Genomic DNA, 15421 nt, shown 5'->3' on the forward strand with positions numbered 1-15421 from the left:
GCGTTGGTGACTGGTCAGTGGTGCCGGCATCCCCTGGTCCCTGCGCATCGGCACCAGGCTCTCCAGCACTCACCCCACCGGCCAACGAGCTTGTCGCCGACCGGCCAACTTCATTGTCGGCAGACAGCATCACCGTGACCCGCAACTTGTTGCGGCCGTGGATGTCGACCAGCTGGGCGCTGAAGGCAATGCCCGAGGCAAAGGCTGGTCTGGCTGCTTCGACCACAGCAGCTAGATCAAGTGATGGAACGGCCTGCACCTGCTCCTGAAAGGAGGCCAGGGCGACAGTGAGAGCTCGCTCGGCACTGCCCTTTTCGTCGAGCAGTTCAAGAGCGTCGGTTGGCACGCCTGCGCGTGCGAGGGATTGGGTCATGACATCAGAGAGCCGGGCTTGTGCCCGCTGGCCTGAACTTAGCGGCTTGCTAACGCTAGGCGCAACTCCAGGCTCTGCTTGCAATCGTCTGGGTTGTCCCTGGCTGCGTCCGCCAGAGCGGCCGATCAGGCACCCAGCGCTTTCTGCTCCCAGGCGCCGATCCACTGCTCGGGAAGGAAATCCTCGCCATCAACCCAGAGCTGGGCCAGCTCAACCGAGCTGTAGTCGTCGATGGCCAGCACCTCTGAGAAACGCTTCTGGTGCTCCTTCGGTGCACCCTTGACCAGCTGCTCCAGGGCTTGGGTGACGTCGAGACCGCCTTCCTTGATCACGCGGCGCACGTGCTGGCGCCATTTCTGACAGATCTCCTCGGCGCGCTTCGAGGTCAGGGTCGGCGCTGGCGCTGCTTGAAAGGCCCTGGGCACCGGCACATAGCCGATGTAGCAGCTCCAGAAGTCCACGGCATCCCAGAGCTTGCCGTCATCGCCGTGTAGGGGCTCCGCATCCTTCAACTGGTCCTTCAACCGCTGCGACTTGACCGGTCCCCAGTCCTTCTCCTCCAGGCGACGGTTGAGCTCCTCGAGCTGGAAGAAGGCCTTCTGGCGCAGCTCACCGGCCTTGCCCTGCTCTATCACCGAGAGATTCCCGTAGGAGATCACCTCAAACTCGGCTTCTGTGCCCCATTCACAGGCGGTGTACTGGGTCCAGCCGTTACGGCGCCGCCAGTTGAGAAGCATCTTCCCGAAGGCTCTGCGGGACTCGTCCTGCCAGTCAAGGACGGCCTGGTACGTGCGCTTTACGGGCTTCTTTGCTTGTGCCATAGCCCAATCTTAAACGCTGCTTGGCACTGCTAGCCATAGCTTGTTACAGCTTGGCAGGCTGGTCTCGGTCATTTCCTGGCTCGGCCAAGAGCTGTTCGACCTGTTGAACGGTGAGAACCCGGCCCGTCTGGGCCTGGAAGCGGAGGACCAGCGTGTACGGGTGGATGCCGGGATAGCGACGGGCCAAGGCCTGCAGCTGCTTGCGGAGTTCGGGCCTGTTCATTGGACCGACCCGGCCATGGGATCCAGGTCCAGGACCGCTTGGGCCTCTGCAATCGAGCGGCAGACCCCGCCCAAGCCGCCCAGCTGCTGTACCAGCTGCAGAAAGGCCCGCTGCTCGGGACTGACGGTTCCGGAGCCCGTCTTGATCTCCAGGGCAACGAACTGGGCAATGCTCTGACCGACCAGCTCGGGCGTGATCTCCAGTGAGCGCAACCCGATCAGGTCGCTGCTGCCCTTGCACAGCCCAAAGCGCACGAAGCGCCCCTGCTGGTCGACCAGGGCACCGGTGTTGTTACGCCAGAGCCGCACCACCCCTCGTCCGCAAGTCAGGCGGATGCGTTGCTGGATCTCGTGTTCAGACGGGGAGGAGGCCATGCCTCCTGTTGCCGGGCTGGGTGGTGGCCTGCGGCAGGCATTGGCGATTTGGCGAATACCTGCCAGGTATTGGCTGTAGCGGCCCGGCAGCCAATACGACTCAAATCAGCCAGGCAACTGCAGCGCGACGACTTGGCAGCAGTACCAAAAAGCAGTACCGTTAGTACATGAAGCGCAAGCACCAGCGCACCCTTGAGTTGATCTTCGTCAGGCCTGTCAGCGGCAGCGTTCCCTGGCGCGACGTGCTTGCCCTGTTTCAGGAGCTCGGCGCAGAGATCAGCGAACGGGAAGGCAGCCGCGTTGCGGTTGTTCTGTTCGACGAGGTGCGGGTGTTCCACAGGCCCCACCCCTCGCCGAACACCGACAAGGGAGCTGTCGCTTCCATCCGCCGCTGGATTGAACAACACGGAGTTACCCCATGAGCCTGATGACCCAGGGCGGTTTCCACGCCCGCATCGACTACGACGAAGACACTGATCTGTTTCGCGGCGAGATCCTTGGCCTCACTGGTGGGGCTGACTTCTATGGCTCCAGTCCCGAGGAGCTGCGCCGGGAGTTCCGCAAGTCGTTGGATGTCTTCCTGGAGATCTGCCGCGAGAAGGGGATCGAGCCGCGCCGGCAGTTCTCGGGCAAGTTCAACCTGCGCATCTCACCGCAGCTGCATGAGCAGTTGGCCCTACGCGCTCAGGCCAGCGATCAAAGCCTCAATGCCTTTGCGCAGAAGGCCCTAGAGCGCTCTCTGGCGGCCGCCGGCAACGGATAGGCCCGTCGACTCGCACTGTTCAGATCATTCGCCGTTGGGATCTGAGATTGGCTCTAGCCCTGACACCAGCAAGACGGACCTAGAAATGGGGTCTCGATCGTTGGTTGTGGCCATCCGTGAGGTGACGGCAGCAGAAGCCAAGGCCAAGCTCTCGAGCCTGCTTGACGTGGTGGAAGCCGGTCAGTCGGTGGTGATCACCCGCCGCGGCAAGGCCATTGCTGAGCTGGTGCCGCGCCGAGCGGTACGCGACCTCTTGCCCCAGCTCCAGGCCCTGAGGAATTCCCTGCCCGAGCAGGCCTCCAGCGCGGTGGAGACCATCCAGACCATGCGGCTCTAGGCACAAAGGCCAGGGCGGGTCAGGGCACGTCCCAGGGGTTAATCAACTCCAGGACGATCTCCGCGAAGTCGGCCGTGTCTCTGGTGGCCAGGGGAACTCCATGGGCCAGCGCCGTGGCCGCGATCACTGCATCCGCTGTGGCCATCGGCCGGGCCAGCCGTTCGCGTCGCCGCAGCAGTTCGCCATACCAGTGGGCGGCCTCGCTGGTGAAGGGCCAAATCCGGCCCGCGAACAGATCGGTCGCCAGCGCATCCCAGCTCTGCTGCAGTTGTTGCTTACGGCGGCCATCCGGCAGCCGGGCCAGGCCGTGCAGGATTTCAGCCTCGTTCATGGCTGTGATCGCCACCGACTCTGGATCGAGACCATCGGCCCAGGCCAGCACCCGTGGCTCTGGCTGCGGGCGCATCAGCTCCGAGATCACATTGGTGTCGAGCACGATCACGGCCAACCCTCCCCTTGCTGAAAGTGGTGTCCTCAGCGCGCAAGCTCCGCGTCGCTGTCGAATTCGGCTGGTGTCGGCAGGGAAGATCGCTCAGGCAGCTCCAGCTCCACGCCACCGAGCTGGGCAAAGTGCTCATGGATACGACTGCCAAGGCCCTTGCCACCAGCGACGGGCTGCCGGGCTTCGATGGCGGCGCGGAGGATCGTGCGCGCTTCCTCCTCCATGGAACGTCCATGGCGCGCGGCTTGAATGCGCAGCTGCGCTTTGGTGCGCTCGTCGAGGTTGCGGATCGTGAGCGTGGCCATGGGCGACTCCCGCTTGCACTGAAAGCACTGCTGTCAACGCTAAGGCCACTGGCAGCTGCTCGCTTGCCCAGCGATTAAGTGCTGCGCTGCCGAGCGCCCCAGACGTGCCTGGCCCAGCCGCTCTTGCTAGCCGCGCCCCTGCTCCCGCTCCAGCAGCTCCTCGAAGGTCCGGCAGCCAGCTGCCGGGTGCGTGCGCCGGGGCCTCTGCTGCTGGTTGGGTTTGGGCCGGTGGCGGGCTTCGCCCGTGACTTCAACCAGTTCGCCCTCGAGCTGCTGGAGCCCACGGCGCTGCTCATCGCGTTCCTCGGTCAGGAACAAGTGGCCGCAGTCCGGGCAGACCTGCACAGCACTGGGGCAGCTGCAGAAGCAGACCGGGCAGTCGTTGATCGGAATCGAGACCCCCTCCCGCCGGCGCCGACCGGCCAGGTGCCACTCGCGCTCATCGGTCGGCAGGCCATGGCGATGGGCATTGCCTACGTGATCGAGGATCACGGCCTCCTGCTTCCCAGGTGCGGGCCGCAGGGCCCGGCCAACCATCTGCAAATAGAGGCTCAGGGAAGCGGTGGGGCGCATCAGGATCGCGCCGCCCACAGAAGGGATGTCGGTGCCCTTAAAATCATTCAACCACTCCTTTTTTTTATGACTCACCCCTTGATGATCACACTAGACGTGCCAAACATGAAATCCAGGATTGACTTCGGTCAGCATGGATTAAAAGCTTTGCTAATCCAATCCTAGCGGCAGGATTTTCAAATTAAGCTCCTCCTAGGGCAGCCGAGCTAGCCGAAGGCGCCATAGCTAGCGTTTGATTTCAGGAATACCGTCGTGAGGGTAGATCCCCGGATCCTGATGGCCAACAACACTTTTGCAAGCGGATGTGGGATGAGGTGCTGCACAAGGGCTTCTGGGAGGGCGACATCTGGAACCTGGTACTCAGCGGTGAGATCAGAAGCCATCACCTCAACATCTCCACGGTGCGCGACGAGAGCCTCGAGCCCCAGTACTACGTAGGCATGCTGCAGGCCGTGCACTTCATGGCCCAGCACGACAGCCTCACCGGGTTGGCAAACCGCTCGATGCTGATGGAGCAGCTGGAGCGCCATGGCCGCGGTGTCGCGCTGCTCTAGCTCGATCTCCACGGCTTCAAGTCTGTAAACGACCAGTTCGGCCACAACGTGGGCGACCAAGTACTAAAGATCGTGGCGGATCTGTTTCGGAATGTGATCCGCGAGGGCGACCTGCTCTGCCGTCAGGGCGGCGATGAATTAGTGGTGCTCGTACCGGAAGCAGGCCAAGAGCAATCCTGTGCAGCTGAGTCGTGCCTCCCTTCATGCAGCCGCTGGCTCAGGCCTGCTCCAGGCGCTTGACGATCACGGCCATCAGGGCCAAGGAACCGGCCAGAGCAATCAACAAGGCGATGGTCATGGCTGACGCGTCTACTACTGCAACAATTATCGCCGCTGAAGGGTCAAAGCCATCCCTCTGCAGCCAATGGCGTTCAGCCCGAGGTGCGGAGAAGGCCAGCCTCTATCGCATTGCCGACATTCAAAGGCTCTGCCGCAACTCCTAAACCACCCAGCCCTAATAAATGCCCCTGAAGCTCTACGGCGGCGCCCGCAGCCGCGCCTCCATGCCCCGCTGGTATCTGGAGGAGAAGGGGATTGCCTACGACTGGATTCAGCTCGACATGGAGGCAGGCGAGCACAAGGGAGACAACTTTTGTGCCATTAACCCCTTCGCCAAGGTGCCAGCGCTGGTGGATGAAACCCTGCAAGCACCAGGCGGCCAACCGCTGCAGCTGTTTGAAAGCGGCGCAATTCTGCTGCACCTAGCCGATCACCACGCCAACGAATTCACTGGCACGGCAGCTGAGGTGGCGGCCCAGCGAGCCCTGGCAAACCAGTGGATCCTGTTTGCCAATGCCACCCTGGCGGTGGCGCTGTTTGTGCCTGCCAACCGGGAGCGGGAGTTCCCCCAGTTGCTGGGGGTGCTCGATGGGCTGCTGGCAGGGGGCCGCTCCCTACTGGCAGGGCCCTGGGGCGATCCAGCCTGGAGCGTTGCCGACTGCGCCGTAAATGCCTACCTGGCCTATCTGCCGATCTTCTTCCCCCAGATCGATCTAACGCCCTACCCCAACGTGCAGGCCACGATCGCAGCCACCCAGGCCCGGCCGGCCTACCAACGCGCCATGGGCAGGGCTTAGATCAGGATCTTTGGGATTCCGCCAGAAGGGTCCCAGCCAAGCAGGCACCCTCCAGGTCGGCTCCCTGCAGCTGGGTATCGCGCAGGTCGCAACCACTTAGATCCGCCTGGCGCAGATTGCAGCTACGAAGATTGGCTCCATAGATGCAGCTGCCCTGCAAGTTGGCGCCCCGCAGATTGGCGCCCTCTAACAGGGCAAAACTGAGGTCAGCCTCCGCGAAATCAGCATGGCCAAGATCCGTGAGTTGGTCGAGTCCAGAGCGGAAATCGGCTTCAACCAACCGCGCTTGTTTCCAGCTGCTGCCAGCAGCCACAACGCCGCGTAGACAGCAGCGGTGCATCACGGCCCGATCAAAGTTCGATTCCTGAAGGCGGCAGCCAGAAAGGTCGGATTCGTGCCAGAAGGATCCCTGGGCTTGCATTGATGAGAGGTCTGCTCCCCACAGCAACGCCTGCTGAAAGCAGCAGTGTTGCACCTGCGCCCCCCGCAGGCGGGCATGGCCGAAACGTGCTTCCTTAAAACAACTGCCCTCCAGGTTGCAATCAGAGAGGTCGAGGTCGAGACCGTCGATACCACCGAGCCGCAGACCCTGAAAATTGCGCTCGCCAGCCTCCAAGGCCGCACGGAGATATTGGCGACTGGTCTGCTCTTCTGCCATCAGAGAAAGGCGGCAAGGGCATCTAGTTGGTGGCGGCGAAAAGCAAGCAATAGCTTTTCAGCCTGGGCAATCAGTTTGAAGACCCCCTTGTCAGCCACCTCGTAATAAACGAGGGCTCCCTCTGGTCGGCGCTGCACCACCCCGGCAATGGTGAGCAGCTTGAGATGTTTCGACACCAGCGCCTGGCTCAGGCCGGTGCTGTCCACAACGGCAGTCACGTTGAGGGGGCCTGCCCGCAGGGCGTGGAGCACGGCAAGCCGATTCGGCTCTGAAAACACCTTGAAGTAGTCGGCCAGGGCTTCCATCGGGTCCTCGGGGAGGGAGGTGGCAAAAAGACCAATCAAATCTTAACTCATCCTTGTGCTAGCGGATCACCACAAACTCTAGCTACTGCGTAAATTGCGTAACATGATGCCGTTATGACGTTAAGCTGTTGTCCTGTTGTTGCTGCGTCCATGTCGCCTGAGTCCCTCGCGCCTCCCCATCCCTTGCCCCCCGCCGCCGCACCGGCTATGTGGCCGCTGCAGTGGCCCCAGCAGGAGGGACTGTTGGAGCGCCAGCACGACCGTCTCGAAGCACTGCTTGACGATCTGGTCGATCGCCACTGCCTAGCCGACAAGGAGCGCAGTGCTCTGGAGCTGCTCGCTGATCGCCGCGACTGCCTCCTGCTGGTGAGGGGGCTGCGCCTGCACTTGCGGCTAGAGGAGCGCTGGCTCGCTCAGCGCGGCTGCCTTTGCCCTGGCCACCGGGCTGCCCACTGCGAGGCCGTCGCTGCCGCTGCTGCCGGCTGGGAGGTTGCCGAAACCCTGCGAGCCGCGCGGCTGCCCTGGCTGATGGAACTCCAGCAGTGGTTTCACGGCCATCGCCACGGGCCCGATGCCCTGGCCTACGCCCGCGCTGCCGCCCTCACCCCCTCCCTCTGATGACCACCTCTGCTCCCCACCTGCGCGAAAACCTGCTCACCCCGCGCTTTTACACCACCGAAATCGACAAGGCCGCCAAGACCGATCTCGTGGGCCAGCGCGCTGCCTTCGAGGCGATGCTCAACGAGATGGAGGCCGATTACAACCGCGATCACTTCGATCGCAAGGCCCCCCTCGATCGGCTGCGGGCCCTGAATCCAGAGGAGAAAGTAGCCTACGAGAGCTATTTAGTGCGCAGCTGCGTGTCGGAATTCTCCGGCTTTCTGCTGTTCAAAGAGCTCTCGCGCCAGCTTCAAAAGGCAGGCCGCCCAGAGTTGAGCCGCCTCTTCAATTTGATGGCCCGTGATGAGGCTCGCCATGCCGGCTTTCTCAACCGGGCCCTGGTGGCCGAGGGTATTGAGATCGATTTGCCGGCTTTGAGCGTCAAGCGGCCGATCACCTGGTTTCCGCTGAGTTGGGTGCTCTATTCGGTGTTTCTCTCCGAAAAGATCGGCTACTGGCGCTACATCTTGATCGATCGGCACCTCAAAGCCCACCCAGAGAACGACTTCGCCCCCCTGTTTGATTTCTTTGAGCCCTGGTGTCAGGACGAGAACCGCCACGGCGACATCTTCAATATGCTTCTGCGCTGCTGGCCGGGGTTGCGGCAGGGACTGCGCGGCCGGTTACTGAGTCGCATCTTTCTGTGGAGTGTGTTTCTAACCCACAGCCTGACGGTGTGTGAGCGGGGCAACTTTTACAAGCTGCTGGGCATGGATCCCAGTGGCTTCGATGAAGAGGTGATGCGCAACACCAACCGCACAGCCCGGCGTGCTTTTCCGGTGGTGTTCGATCTGGATGGCCGTGCCTATTTCGAGCTGCGCGATCAGCTGGTGGAGGTGTTCCGGGCTATCAAATCCAGCGCGGAGGAGCCCGCTAGCCCGGCACGGTTGCTGAAGTCTCTCGGCCTGAAGGCCCGCTTTGCAGGCTTGCTCTTGCGCCAGCTCAGCCAGCCGATGGTGCCATCCTCTGGGGCAATCGCGTGAGGGCAGCGACTTCCCTGCCCGCCCTTAGGCAGGGGGTGAAGGTGGTGCCTGGACGCTTGCCGTTCAGCACCGGAACGGTGTTGTTCATGGTGGCGATCCATGCGCTGGCGTTGGTTGCTCTGTTGCCACGCTTCTGGAGCCCAACAGCACTGCTGGTCCTATTGGGGCTGTACTGGCTTACCGCCTGTGTGGGGGTGACCCTGGGTTACCACCGTCTGTTGGCCCACAGAGCTTTTCAAGTGCCCAGGTGGCTTGAGCTGGTTATCGCTACCTGCGGTGCCCTCAGCTGCCAGCACGGTCCGATCGACTGGGTGGGCTTGCATCGCCATCACCACCTGCACTCCGACGATCCAGCTGACCACCACAACAGTCATCTCGGCTTCTGGTGGAGCCACTTCGCCTGGATGCTGCACACCGTGCCAGCCAAGCAGTTCGTGCGCCAACTCACCCCCGACCTGCAACAGATTCCCTACCACCGCTGGTTAAACCGCAACTTTCTGCTGCTGCAGTTGCCCCTGGCGGCCGCTCTCTATGGGCTGGGTCAGGCGACCGGAGCCGGTGGTTGGGCCCTTGTGCTCTGGGGCATTCCCCTCCGCATGGTGCTTGTCTATCACGCAACTTGGCTGGTCAATTCAGCCACCCATCGGTGGGGCTACGTGAGCCACAGGAGCGGTGATAGCTCCCGCAATAACTGGTGGGTGGCCCTGCTCACCTTCGGTGAGGGCTGGCATAACAACCATCACGCCTACCCCAGTAGTGCCCGCATGGGCTTTCGCTGGTGGGAGCTCGATCTCACCTGGTGGCACATCCAGATGCTGGGCCGACTTGGCCTGGCCCGTCGAATTCGCCTGGCCGCTCCTCTTCACGCCTCCTCCTCATGACTTCCATGCCCTTTGCAGCCCTGCCCGACATCACCAACCCCGCCTACCGCGATGCTTACAGCCGCATCAACGGCATGGTGGTGGTGGGTGAAAATCTTGCCGGTCGTCACTTCCGACTGCTTGCCCGCGCCATTCCAAATGATCAGCAGGAACTGGAGCGACTTGCCGCCATGGAAGGGCGCCACGCCAGCGACTTCATGGGCTGCGGTCGCAACCTTGGAATCAAGCCCGATCTAGGCCTAGCCCGTCTCCTATTCGCCCCACTGCACGAGCTGTTCCTGAGGTGCAACCAGCAGGGCGACCTACCGGGCTGCCTGGTGATTCAGGGCTTGATTGTGGAGTGTTTTGCCCTTTCGGCTTACCACGCCTACCTGCCGGTGGCCGACGCCTACGCCCAGCCAATCACAGCCGCTGTGATCAGCGATGAAGGAGAGCATCTGGGCTACGCGGAGCGCTGGTTGCAAGGCCATTTTGGTGCAGCGCAGGCATCCGCCGGCACGGTCAGCCGCAAAGCCCTGCCGATCACTCTGGCCATCCTGCAGACCCTGGCTAAGGACCTGAAGGCGATCGGCATGGACCCGCACGAGGTGCTCGCAAATTTCAGCGAGCTATTTCTTCAAGCCCTGAAAGCCAGCGGCTTTGATCAAACAGCAGCCAGACGCATCGTTACCGGAGGCCTGGCTGCTGCTGCAACTAGATGATCCAGGCCAGGTCAGCGAGGGGCGCGGGGGAGGGTAGATCAATCGCTTCGCTCATCAGCCAGGCACTGCTGAGCAGCATGGGCCGTAAATCGCCACCCAACCGCAGCTGCAGCCAGACAGCGACGCTGGGATCCAGGATGACAATCCCCTCTGCTGGGACTGGTTGATCGATCCCGCTCCGCCGGCCAACCACACCCAGCATTGAGCTGAGATTCGGCGGGCAGTACCAGAGGCCCGCCTCGCCGATCCCCTGATGACGGCGTCGCTCGAGCATCAGTTCGCGCAGCTGGCCATCCCCGCTGAGCGCTGGGAACGGAGCCACTAGCAACTGCAGCTGGAGGAGATCCGTCAGCGGCGGGCCCGGCTGGGGCTCAAAGGGTATGGCCATGGGGAGCATTGCAACGTTTTGGAAATCACGGAACAGTGTAACAACGGTAGTGGCATATCATTGATTGAGTTTACTCCGCCCGTCCTGGGCAGGTCCGATGCTCTCCTCTCCTTCCCTGTCCACCACCTCGCAGCAGAGTCAAACCCTTGGTCCACGGTTGCGCAAACTGCATACCCATATCGGCAAGGCCCACCATCAGGCGGAGGGGATGGAGTTTTCCAGGGCTCTGCTGGAAGGCAGAGCCACGCCGCTGCAGCTGGCAGGCCTGCTGAGGGCGCTGCTGCCGGCCTACACCCTGCTTGAGCAGGAGGCCCCCGATTTGGCCACCGCCCTTGGCGCAACGAACATGCCCTGGTCAGATCTGGCCCGCAGGCACGCCTTAGAGCACGACCTGAAGCAGCTCGCCGCATTGCCAGCAACACCGGCATCAGCTGCAGCAGCCAGCTGGCTGGAGCAGATCAAGTTGCTGGCTCGCCAGGCACCCCACCGGCTGATGGCGCACGTTTATGTGCGCTACGGCGGGGATCTCTCCGGCGGACAGCAACTGGGGGGCCAGGCCAACGCCATCCTTAGCCGCCATGGCTTATCAGCACTGAAGTTTTGGTCATTTGAGCAAGAGATCCCTGCCCTAAAAAAAGCCCTGCATGACGGTTTTGAGCAGATGGATCTATCTGAAGCAGAGGAAGAAGAGTTGCTGGATGAAGCCGTAGCGGCCTTCAAGCTCACCCAGAAACTGCTAGCCGAGCTCGCCGAGATTTAAGGCAGCAACTCATCCCAACACCCACCCAACCCCTCACGCCCATGCCCGCCATCGCCCCTGCGCTCAGCCCGATCGAGCTGCTGCACAAGTACAACAAGCCCGTTCCCCGATATACCAGCTATCCCACCGCAGCAGCGTTTGAGATCGGAATTAGAGCAGGGGAGCTCAGCCGGCAACTTGCCCAACCAACCAGCGCCCCACTTTCGCTCTATGTGCATGTGCCCTTCTGCCGCCATGCCTGCTGGTATTGCGGCTGCAACCGGGTGACCACCCAACTCGGCTCCAAGGTGGTGGAGCCATACCTGGCCTCATTGGGGATCGAGCTTGAGCTCCTCAGGGCCGTCATGCCACAACGACGTCGGGTCGCCCAACTGCACTGGGGCGGTGGTACCCCCAACTACCTCAATCAGCAAGAATCCGCCCGGCTCTGGGGATTACTGGAGCAGCACTTCGAGCTCGATCCCAACCTCGATGCATCCATTGAAGTCAATCCAGAATTCCTCAGTCGTGATGACGTGCTGCATCTGCGGGGCCTGGGATTCAATCGCATCAGCTTTGGCATTCAGGACGCCAATCCAGAAGTGCAGAAGGCTGTGAATCGAATCGTGCCAGCGGAGCAGTTGCTCCGGGTGATGGGCTGGCTACGGGAAGCGGATTTCAACAGCGTGAATGTGGATCTGATCTGCGGCCTGCCACTCCAGACACCGGAGCGCTTCCGCCAGACCCTGGCACTGGTGCTGCAGTTGCGCCCTGATCGGATCTCCCTGTTCTCCTTTGCCTACCTGCCGGAGCAGTTGCCACTGCAACGCAAAATTGCCGCCAGCGATCTACCCAACCAGCGCGACCGCTTGATGATGCTCGAAGACGCCAAGCAGCTGCTCTGCAGTTCTGGCTACGAGGCTGTTGGCATGGATCACTACGCCCTGAGCGGCGACAGCCTGGCAGAGGCCGCCCGAGCTGGGCTGCTGCATCGCAACTTTCAGGGGTACACAACCGGTGGGGAGCTGGAGCTACTGGGGGTGGGGCCCACCGCCATCAGCCAATTCCCGCACCTATTCACCCAGAACGAACGGGACCTCAAGGCCTACACCCGGGCCCTCGAAGAGGGTCGCCTGCCCGTGGAGCGCGGTCTAGTGGTGAAGGATGCGGAGACCCTGGAGCGGCGCGAATTGATCCGTCAGGTGATGTGCGAATTCGCGGCAACCATCGACCTTGATCGCTTCAGTAGAGAGTGGCAAGAATTGCAGGAGCTGGCCAAAGATGGGTTAGTGAGACTGGAAACCAGCGGTCGGCTTGGCTTGCTCACAGTCACCACCTCGGGCCGCTGGCTGATCCGCAGCATCGCCGCGGTCTTTGACCCGCAACAGCAACAGCGCGCTTCTGGATCCCGCCTGGTTTAAGCCGTCACCAACCAGCGTCCAGCCGCCGCCAGCGCCAGGACCAGAGCCAATCCGCCCCAACGGCTCCAGCCGGCTGGCTGAAAACGGGGGATCAGCATGGCTGTGCCCCCCACTCCAACCAGCACGGCCGCGCTCTGGCAAAAAGCGATCACGTGAGTGTCGGCCCTCCAGTGGGGCAAATCCGGCCAGCCGAAGCTCACCGGCAACAACAGTCCCGCCTCCTGGAGCCCCAGCGGCAGGTGCCGGGCCACCAGCAAAGCCCAGAGCAATGGCAGCAGCAGGTAAAGGGTGCTGGTGGAGAGACCCAGCAGGCGGCGCAATGCCAGCCAGCCAAGGGACGGCAACGCCAGCGCCAGCAGGCCGATAGCAAGGCGCGCCAGCAATGGACCGGCCTGCAAACTCTCGGGCGCCAGCGGCAACCAGCCCAACAGCCGCTGCCAATGATGCAGGGTGACGCCGCCCGCCAGCACCAGGATCAGGCCCGCTTCTCCAGCGGGCAGATCCATCTCCCGCTGGAGATCGGCAGCCGGTGGCCTTAGGCGCAGCTGCACCGAACGATGGGGGCAGGCAGCGGCGCAGGTGAAGCAGAGGACGCAGTTGCGGTTGTCGGTGAGGTGGGCTGGATGGGTGCCAAGTGGACAGCCGGCGGTAGCCAGTCCCTCCCCCACCGCAGGCCCTCCTTTGAAGCAGCCGTAGCTGCTGCAGCTGCCACTGCAGGTGCCCGATTGGGCCCGCAATTCAGTCATGGCGAGCTTGGCGAAAAGGCCATTCATGCCACCGACTGGGCAGAGAAAACGGCACCAGAAACGCTTCTCGTAGAGCAGGGAGCCCAGCACCGCACCGGCGGTGATGCCCAGCAGCAGGCAACTGCTGAGCCAGGCGGTGTTCTCCAGATTTGCCAGCTCCTCCCAGAGAAGGATCCCAGCGAAGCCGGCAGCCAGCACGGGCGCGCCCCACTGGTCCAATTCACCCCGCGGCCAGGGCCTGGGCTGCCAACCCAACCGCCGGGCCAGCCCCTGGATGATCTCTCCCCAAACCATGAAGGGACACACCGCACACCAGAGTCGACCCACCAGGGGGTACGACAACAGAATCAGGGGCCACCACCAAGCCCAGAACAGGTTGAGAGCGCCGTTGTGGTCCCGAGACTGAGGCCCCAGCCACAGCCATAGGTTCACGGCCACAAACAACCAGCTCACCACCCCAAATTTGAGGACAGCCCAAAGCGAGGGCTGACGCAACAGCTGACGCAGGGGAGGGCGCCAACGCCAGAGATCGAATCTCAGCCGGTGCGGACGATTGGCTGTCCAGAACACATCCTCAGGCAGTAGCACCCCCTGGGGACTCTTTTTGTCACTGCCCTGGAGCCGCACCTGTTCCATGGCCCGAGCGATTAACCCATCCAGCTCGCGCAAGTTGTTGGGAAAGTCATAGTTCTGGAGTCGCCTCACCACCGCATCACTGACCTGCGGCAGGACTTCCCAACCGGAGCTACGGGCCTGCTGGCGCAGCCCATAGCGCAACCATTCGCCCAGGTCCTGGCGCCGCACCCGCAACGGCGGCACCCGAATCAGATCGCAGACCTGATCAAAAGCAGGCAGGGCGGCCTCGGCGGTGAAAAACACCCTGCCGCTGAACTGGCGCGGTCTGCTGCCCTCCCCCGGACTGCACCAATGCCCTGTGCGAGCCAGCTCCAGCAAGCTGAGCTGCAGTGACGACGGCACCTGGTCGAGCTTGTCGATCAGCAGCGCACCATTCCCGAGGCACTCCAGCAAAGACCCGTCGCCATCACTGCCTGACTGGCCGAACAGGTTGGCGCCATCAGCCCGCAGCGTGGACCCATCCAGGCGCACCAGCCACTGCCGGCGCGAGGCAGAGCCGAAGTGAATCAGGGCCGCGAGGTTGTCCTTCTCCAGCCCCGGCTCGCCGCTGATCAAAACGGCTCGCCCAGCGGGGTCAGCAGCAGCCTGGCGAATCTGCTCGCGCAGGCGCTGGGCATAGCGACTGCTGCCGACCACACCACGACGCACCCGACCCAGCAGGTACGGGGCCAGGGTCAACAGGTGATCGGATGAATCCTGTAGCACCAGCGTTACCGATGATGGCCCCTACACGCTCCCACGTCCGATGCGCCAAGGGCATGGTGTGAACGCAGACCGAAGCTCTGCTGCAGCAAGCGTCAGCTTTGAATGGCGGGACCAGCCGCTGCAGCTGCTTGGAGCCAAGGCGGCGTGGGACCCCCAGCGCCGGACCTTATTAGTGGCGGATTTGCATCTGGGCAAGGTGGAAACCTTCCAGGCCCATGGCATTCCCCTGCCCAGTGATGGCGACGGCGCGACCCTCAATGGGCTCCTGGAGTTGGCCCATCAGCTGGAGCCCCAGCAGGTGGTGGTGCTGGGAGACCTGATCCACAGCCGCCTGGGGCTCACCGGCGAACTTCGCGCCAAGCTGGCTGCCCTACCGGAGCTGCTCGGCTGCAAGCTGCGCCTGATCGGCGGCAACCATGAGCAGGGCAGCTGGATCGAGGGGCTGCCGCAGGAGCCTTCCCAAGCCCTGGGACCCTGGTGGCTGAGCCACATTCCAGAGCCCCGGGCGGGCATGCTCAACCTCTGCGGCCACCTGCATCCAGTGGCGGTGGTGGGCCGGGGTGCCGATCGGCTGCGGCTGCCCTGCTTCAGCTACTGCAAAACCAGTGAGCGCCTAGCCCTACCCGCCTACGGCCGCCTGACCGGAGGCCATCCCTGCTCCCCAGGGGAACGGATCTGGCTGGTGGCAGAGGGGGCCATCGTTGATTGGCCTCAGAGCTCAAGGCAGCTAGCCCGGCCCTGATCGGCTGATACTCCT

Annotated in this window: 21 protein-coding genes and 2 pseudogenes; 13 read left to right on the forward strand and 10 right to left on the reverse strand. The window is 62.9% G+C overall.

Going from position 1 to position 15421, the window contains the following annotated elements; genetic code table 11:
- The 3 genes and pseudogenes from KBY65_RS12575 to KBY65_RS12585 all read right to left on the reverse strand — a co-directional run.
- Positions 1-373: pseudogene (locus tag KBY65_RS12575) on the reverse strand (hypothetical protein); the annotation flags it as partial.
- 125 nt (positions 374-498) lie between these two features.
- Positions 499-1110, reverse strand: a complete 612-nt coding sequence (locus tag KBY65_RS12580) for a hypothetical protein (protein WP_094561458.1) — start codon at positions 1108-1110, stop codon at positions 499-501.
- A gap of 303 nt (positions 1111-1413) precedes the next feature.
- Entirely contained in the window at positions 1414-1791 is a 378-nt protein-coding gene (locus KBY65_RS12585; protein WP_094561460.1) for a VRR-NUC domain-containing protein, read from the reverse strand.
- Between the two features lie 167 nt (positions 1792-1958).
- On the opposite strand from KBY65_RS12585, the gene KBY65_RS12590 reads away from it, so the two are divergent.
- The 3 genes from KBY65_RS12590 to KBY65_RS12600 all read left to right on the forward strand — a co-directional run bounded on the left by KBY65_RS12590 (position 1959) and on the right by KBY65_RS12600 (position 2891).
- Complete coding sequence (locus KBY65_RS12590; protein WP_255001814.1) at positions 1959-2213, forward strand: type II toxin-antitoxin system HicA family toxin; 255 nt, start codon at positions 1959-1961, stop codon at positions 2211-2213.
- The gene (locus KBY65_RS12595) at positions 2210-2554 is read left to right on the forward strand and encodes a type II toxin-antitoxin system HicB family antitoxin (protein WP_094561462.1); all 345 of its coding nucleotides are present in this window, start codon (positions 2210-2212) and stop codon (positions 2552-2554) included. The genes KBY65_RS12590 and KBY65_RS12595 overlap by 4 nt, the downstream gene beginning before the upstream one ends.
- Positions 2555-2660: 106 nt before the next feature.
- Complete coding sequence (locus tag KBY65_RS12600; protein WP_233128760.1) at positions 2661-2891, forward strand: type II toxin-antitoxin system Phd/YefM family antitoxin; 231 nt, start codon at positions 2661-2663, stop codon at positions 2889-2891.
- A gap of 19 nt (positions 2892-2910) precedes the next feature.
- Here the strand turns inward: KBY65_RS12600 and KBY65_RS12605 are convergent, their stop codons facing one another.
- From KBY65_RS12605 to KBY65_RS12615, 3 genes are all read right to left on the reverse strand, one after another.
- A complete protein-coding gene (locus KBY65_RS12605; RefSeq protein ID WP_094561497.1) occupies positions 2911-3333 on the reverse strand; it encodes a type II toxin-antitoxin system VapC family toxin in 423 nt (140 codons plus the stop codon).
- A 32-nt stretch (positions 3334-3365) separates the two neighbouring features.
- Positions 3366-3638: a FitA-like ribbon-helix-helix domain-containing protein gene (locus KBY65_RS12610; RefSeq protein WP_094561464.1), complete on the reverse strand. Its 273-nt coding sequence runs from the start codon at positions 3636-3638 to the stop codon at positions 3366-3368.
- A gap of 126 nt (positions 3639-3764) precedes the next feature.
- On the reverse strand, positions 3765-4262 hold the full coding sequence (locus KBY65_RS12615) for a DEAD/DEAH box helicase (protein WP_255001815.1): 498 nt from the start codon (positions 4260-4262) through the stop codon (positions 3765-3767).
- 251 nt (positions 4263-4513) lie between these two features.
- On the opposite strand from KBY65_RS12615, the gene KBY65_RS12620 reads away from it, so the two are divergent.
- From KBY65_RS12620 to KBY65_RS12625, 3 genes and pseudogenes are all read left to right on the forward strand, one after another.
- Positions 4514-4765 carry a hypothetical protein gene (locus tag KBY65_RS12620; RefSeq protein WP_094561466.1) on the forward strand — a complete coding sequence of 84 codons (252 nt, stop codon included), beginning with the start codon at positions 4514-4516 and terminating at the stop codon, positions 4763-4765.
- A gap of 12 nt (positions 4766-4777) precedes the next feature.
- Positions 4778-5005: pseudogene (locus KBY65_RS14085) on the forward strand (GGDEF domain-containing protein); the annotation flags it as partial.
- A gap of 221 nt (positions 5006-5226) precedes the next feature.
- A complete protein-coding gene (locus tag KBY65_RS12625) occupies positions 5227-5841 on the forward strand; it encodes a glutathione S-transferase family protein (protein ID WP_094561468.1) in 615 nt (204 codons plus the stop codon).
- Between the two features lies 1 nt (position 5842).
- Here KBY65_RS12625 and KBY65_RS12630 read toward each other — a convergent pair whose 3' ends face one another.
- Together KBY65_RS12630 and KBY65_RS12635 are read right to left on the reverse strand one after the other, a co-directional pair.
- Positions 5843-6499, reverse strand: a complete 657-nt coding sequence (locus KBY65_RS12630) for a pentapeptide repeat-containing protein (protein ID WP_094561469.1) — start codon at positions 6497-6499, stop codon at positions 5843-5845.
- The gene (locus tag KBY65_RS12635; RefSeq protein WP_409996646.1) at positions 6499-6843 is read right to left on the reverse strand and encodes an ArsR/SmtB family transcription factor; all 345 of its coding nucleotides are present in this window, start codon (positions 6841-6843) and stop codon (positions 6499-6501) included. Before KBY65_RS12635 ends, KBY65_RS12630 begins: the two co-directional genes overlap by 1 nt.
- Positions 6844-6954: 111 nt before the next feature.
- Between KBY65_RS12635 and KBY65_RS12640 the strand changes: the two genes are divergently transcribed.
- The 4 genes from KBY65_RS12640 to KBY65_RS12655 all read left to right on the forward strand — a co-directional run bounded on the left by KBY65_RS12640 (position 6955) and on the right by KBY65_RS12655 (position 10029).
- Complete coding sequence (locus tag KBY65_RS12640; RefSeq protein ID WP_143592915.1) at positions 6955-7422, forward strand: hypothetical protein; 468 nt, start codon at positions 6955-6957, stop codon at positions 7420-7422.
- Positions 7422-8447, forward strand: a complete 1026-nt coding sequence (gene acsF / locus KBY65_RS12645; RefSeq protein ID WP_094561471.1) for a magnesium-protoporphyrin IX monomethyl ester (oxidative) cyclase — start codon at positions 7422-7424, stop codon at positions 8445-8447. The genes KBY65_RS12640 and acsF overlap by 1 nt, the downstream gene beginning before the upstream one ends.
- 86 nt (positions 8448-8533) lie before the next feature.
- Positions 8534-9328 (forward strand): acyl-CoA desaturase, encoded by a 795-nt coding sequence (locus KBY65_RS12650; protein WP_094561499.1) that lies wholly within the window; start codon positions 8534-8536, stop codon positions 9326-9328.
- A complete protein-coding gene (locus KBY65_RS12655; RefSeq protein ID WP_233128751.1) occupies positions 9325-10029 on the forward strand; it encodes a long-chain fatty aldehyde decarbonylase in 705 nt (234 codons plus the stop codon). The genes KBY65_RS12650 and KBY65_RS12655 overlap by 4 nt, the downstream gene beginning before the upstream one ends.
- Here the strand turns inward: KBY65_RS12655 and KBY65_RS12660 are convergent.
- On the reverse strand, positions 10022-10417 hold the full coding sequence (locus KBY65_RS12660; RefSeq protein ID WP_094561473.1) for a hypothetical protein: 396 nt from the start codon (positions 10415-10417) through the stop codon (positions 10022-10024). The two genes, KBY65_RS12655 and KBY65_RS12660, sit on opposite strands and share 8 nt — an antisense overlap.
- A gap of 157 nt (positions 10418-10574) precedes the next feature.
- Between KBY65_RS12660 and KBY65_RS12665 the strand changes: the two genes are divergently transcribed.
- Positions 10575-11177 (forward strand): biliverdin-producing heme oxygenase, encoded by a 603-nt coding sequence (locus tag KBY65_RS12665; protein WP_233128753.1) that lies wholly within the window; start codon positions 10575-10577, stop codon positions 11175-11177.
- Between the two features lie 41 nt (positions 11178-11218).
- A complete protein-coding gene (gene hemN, locus KBY65_RS12670; protein ID WP_094561475.1) occupies positions 11219-12577 on the forward strand; it encodes an oxygen-independent coproporphyrinogen III oxidase in 1359 nt (452 codons plus the stop codon).
- Here hemN and KBY65_RS12675 read toward each other — a convergent pair.
- Positions 12574-14640 (reverse strand): 4Fe-4S binding protein, encoded by a 2067-nt coding sequence (locus tag KBY65_RS12675; protein WP_233128761.1) that lies wholly within the window; start codon positions 14638-14640, stop codon positions 12574-12576. The genes hemN and KBY65_RS12675 overlap by 4 nt on opposite strands.
- 64 nt (positions 14641-14704) lie before the next feature.
- Here KBY65_RS12675 and pdeM point away from each other — a divergent pair, with 64 nt between their 5' ends.
- On the forward strand, positions 14705-15406 hold the full coding sequence (gene pdeM, locus KBY65_RS12680; RefSeq protein WP_094561477.1) for a ligase-associated DNA damage response endonuclease PdeM: 702 nt from the start codon (positions 14705-14707) through the stop codon (positions 15404-15406).
- The last annotated feature ends 15 nt before the right edge of the window (positions 15407-15421 follow it).

The organism is Cyanobium sp. Alchichica 3B3-8F6 (assembly GCF_024346435.1).
GTDB lineage: Bacteria > Cyanobacteriota > Cyanobacteriia > PCC-6307 > Cyanobiaceae > Cyanobium_A.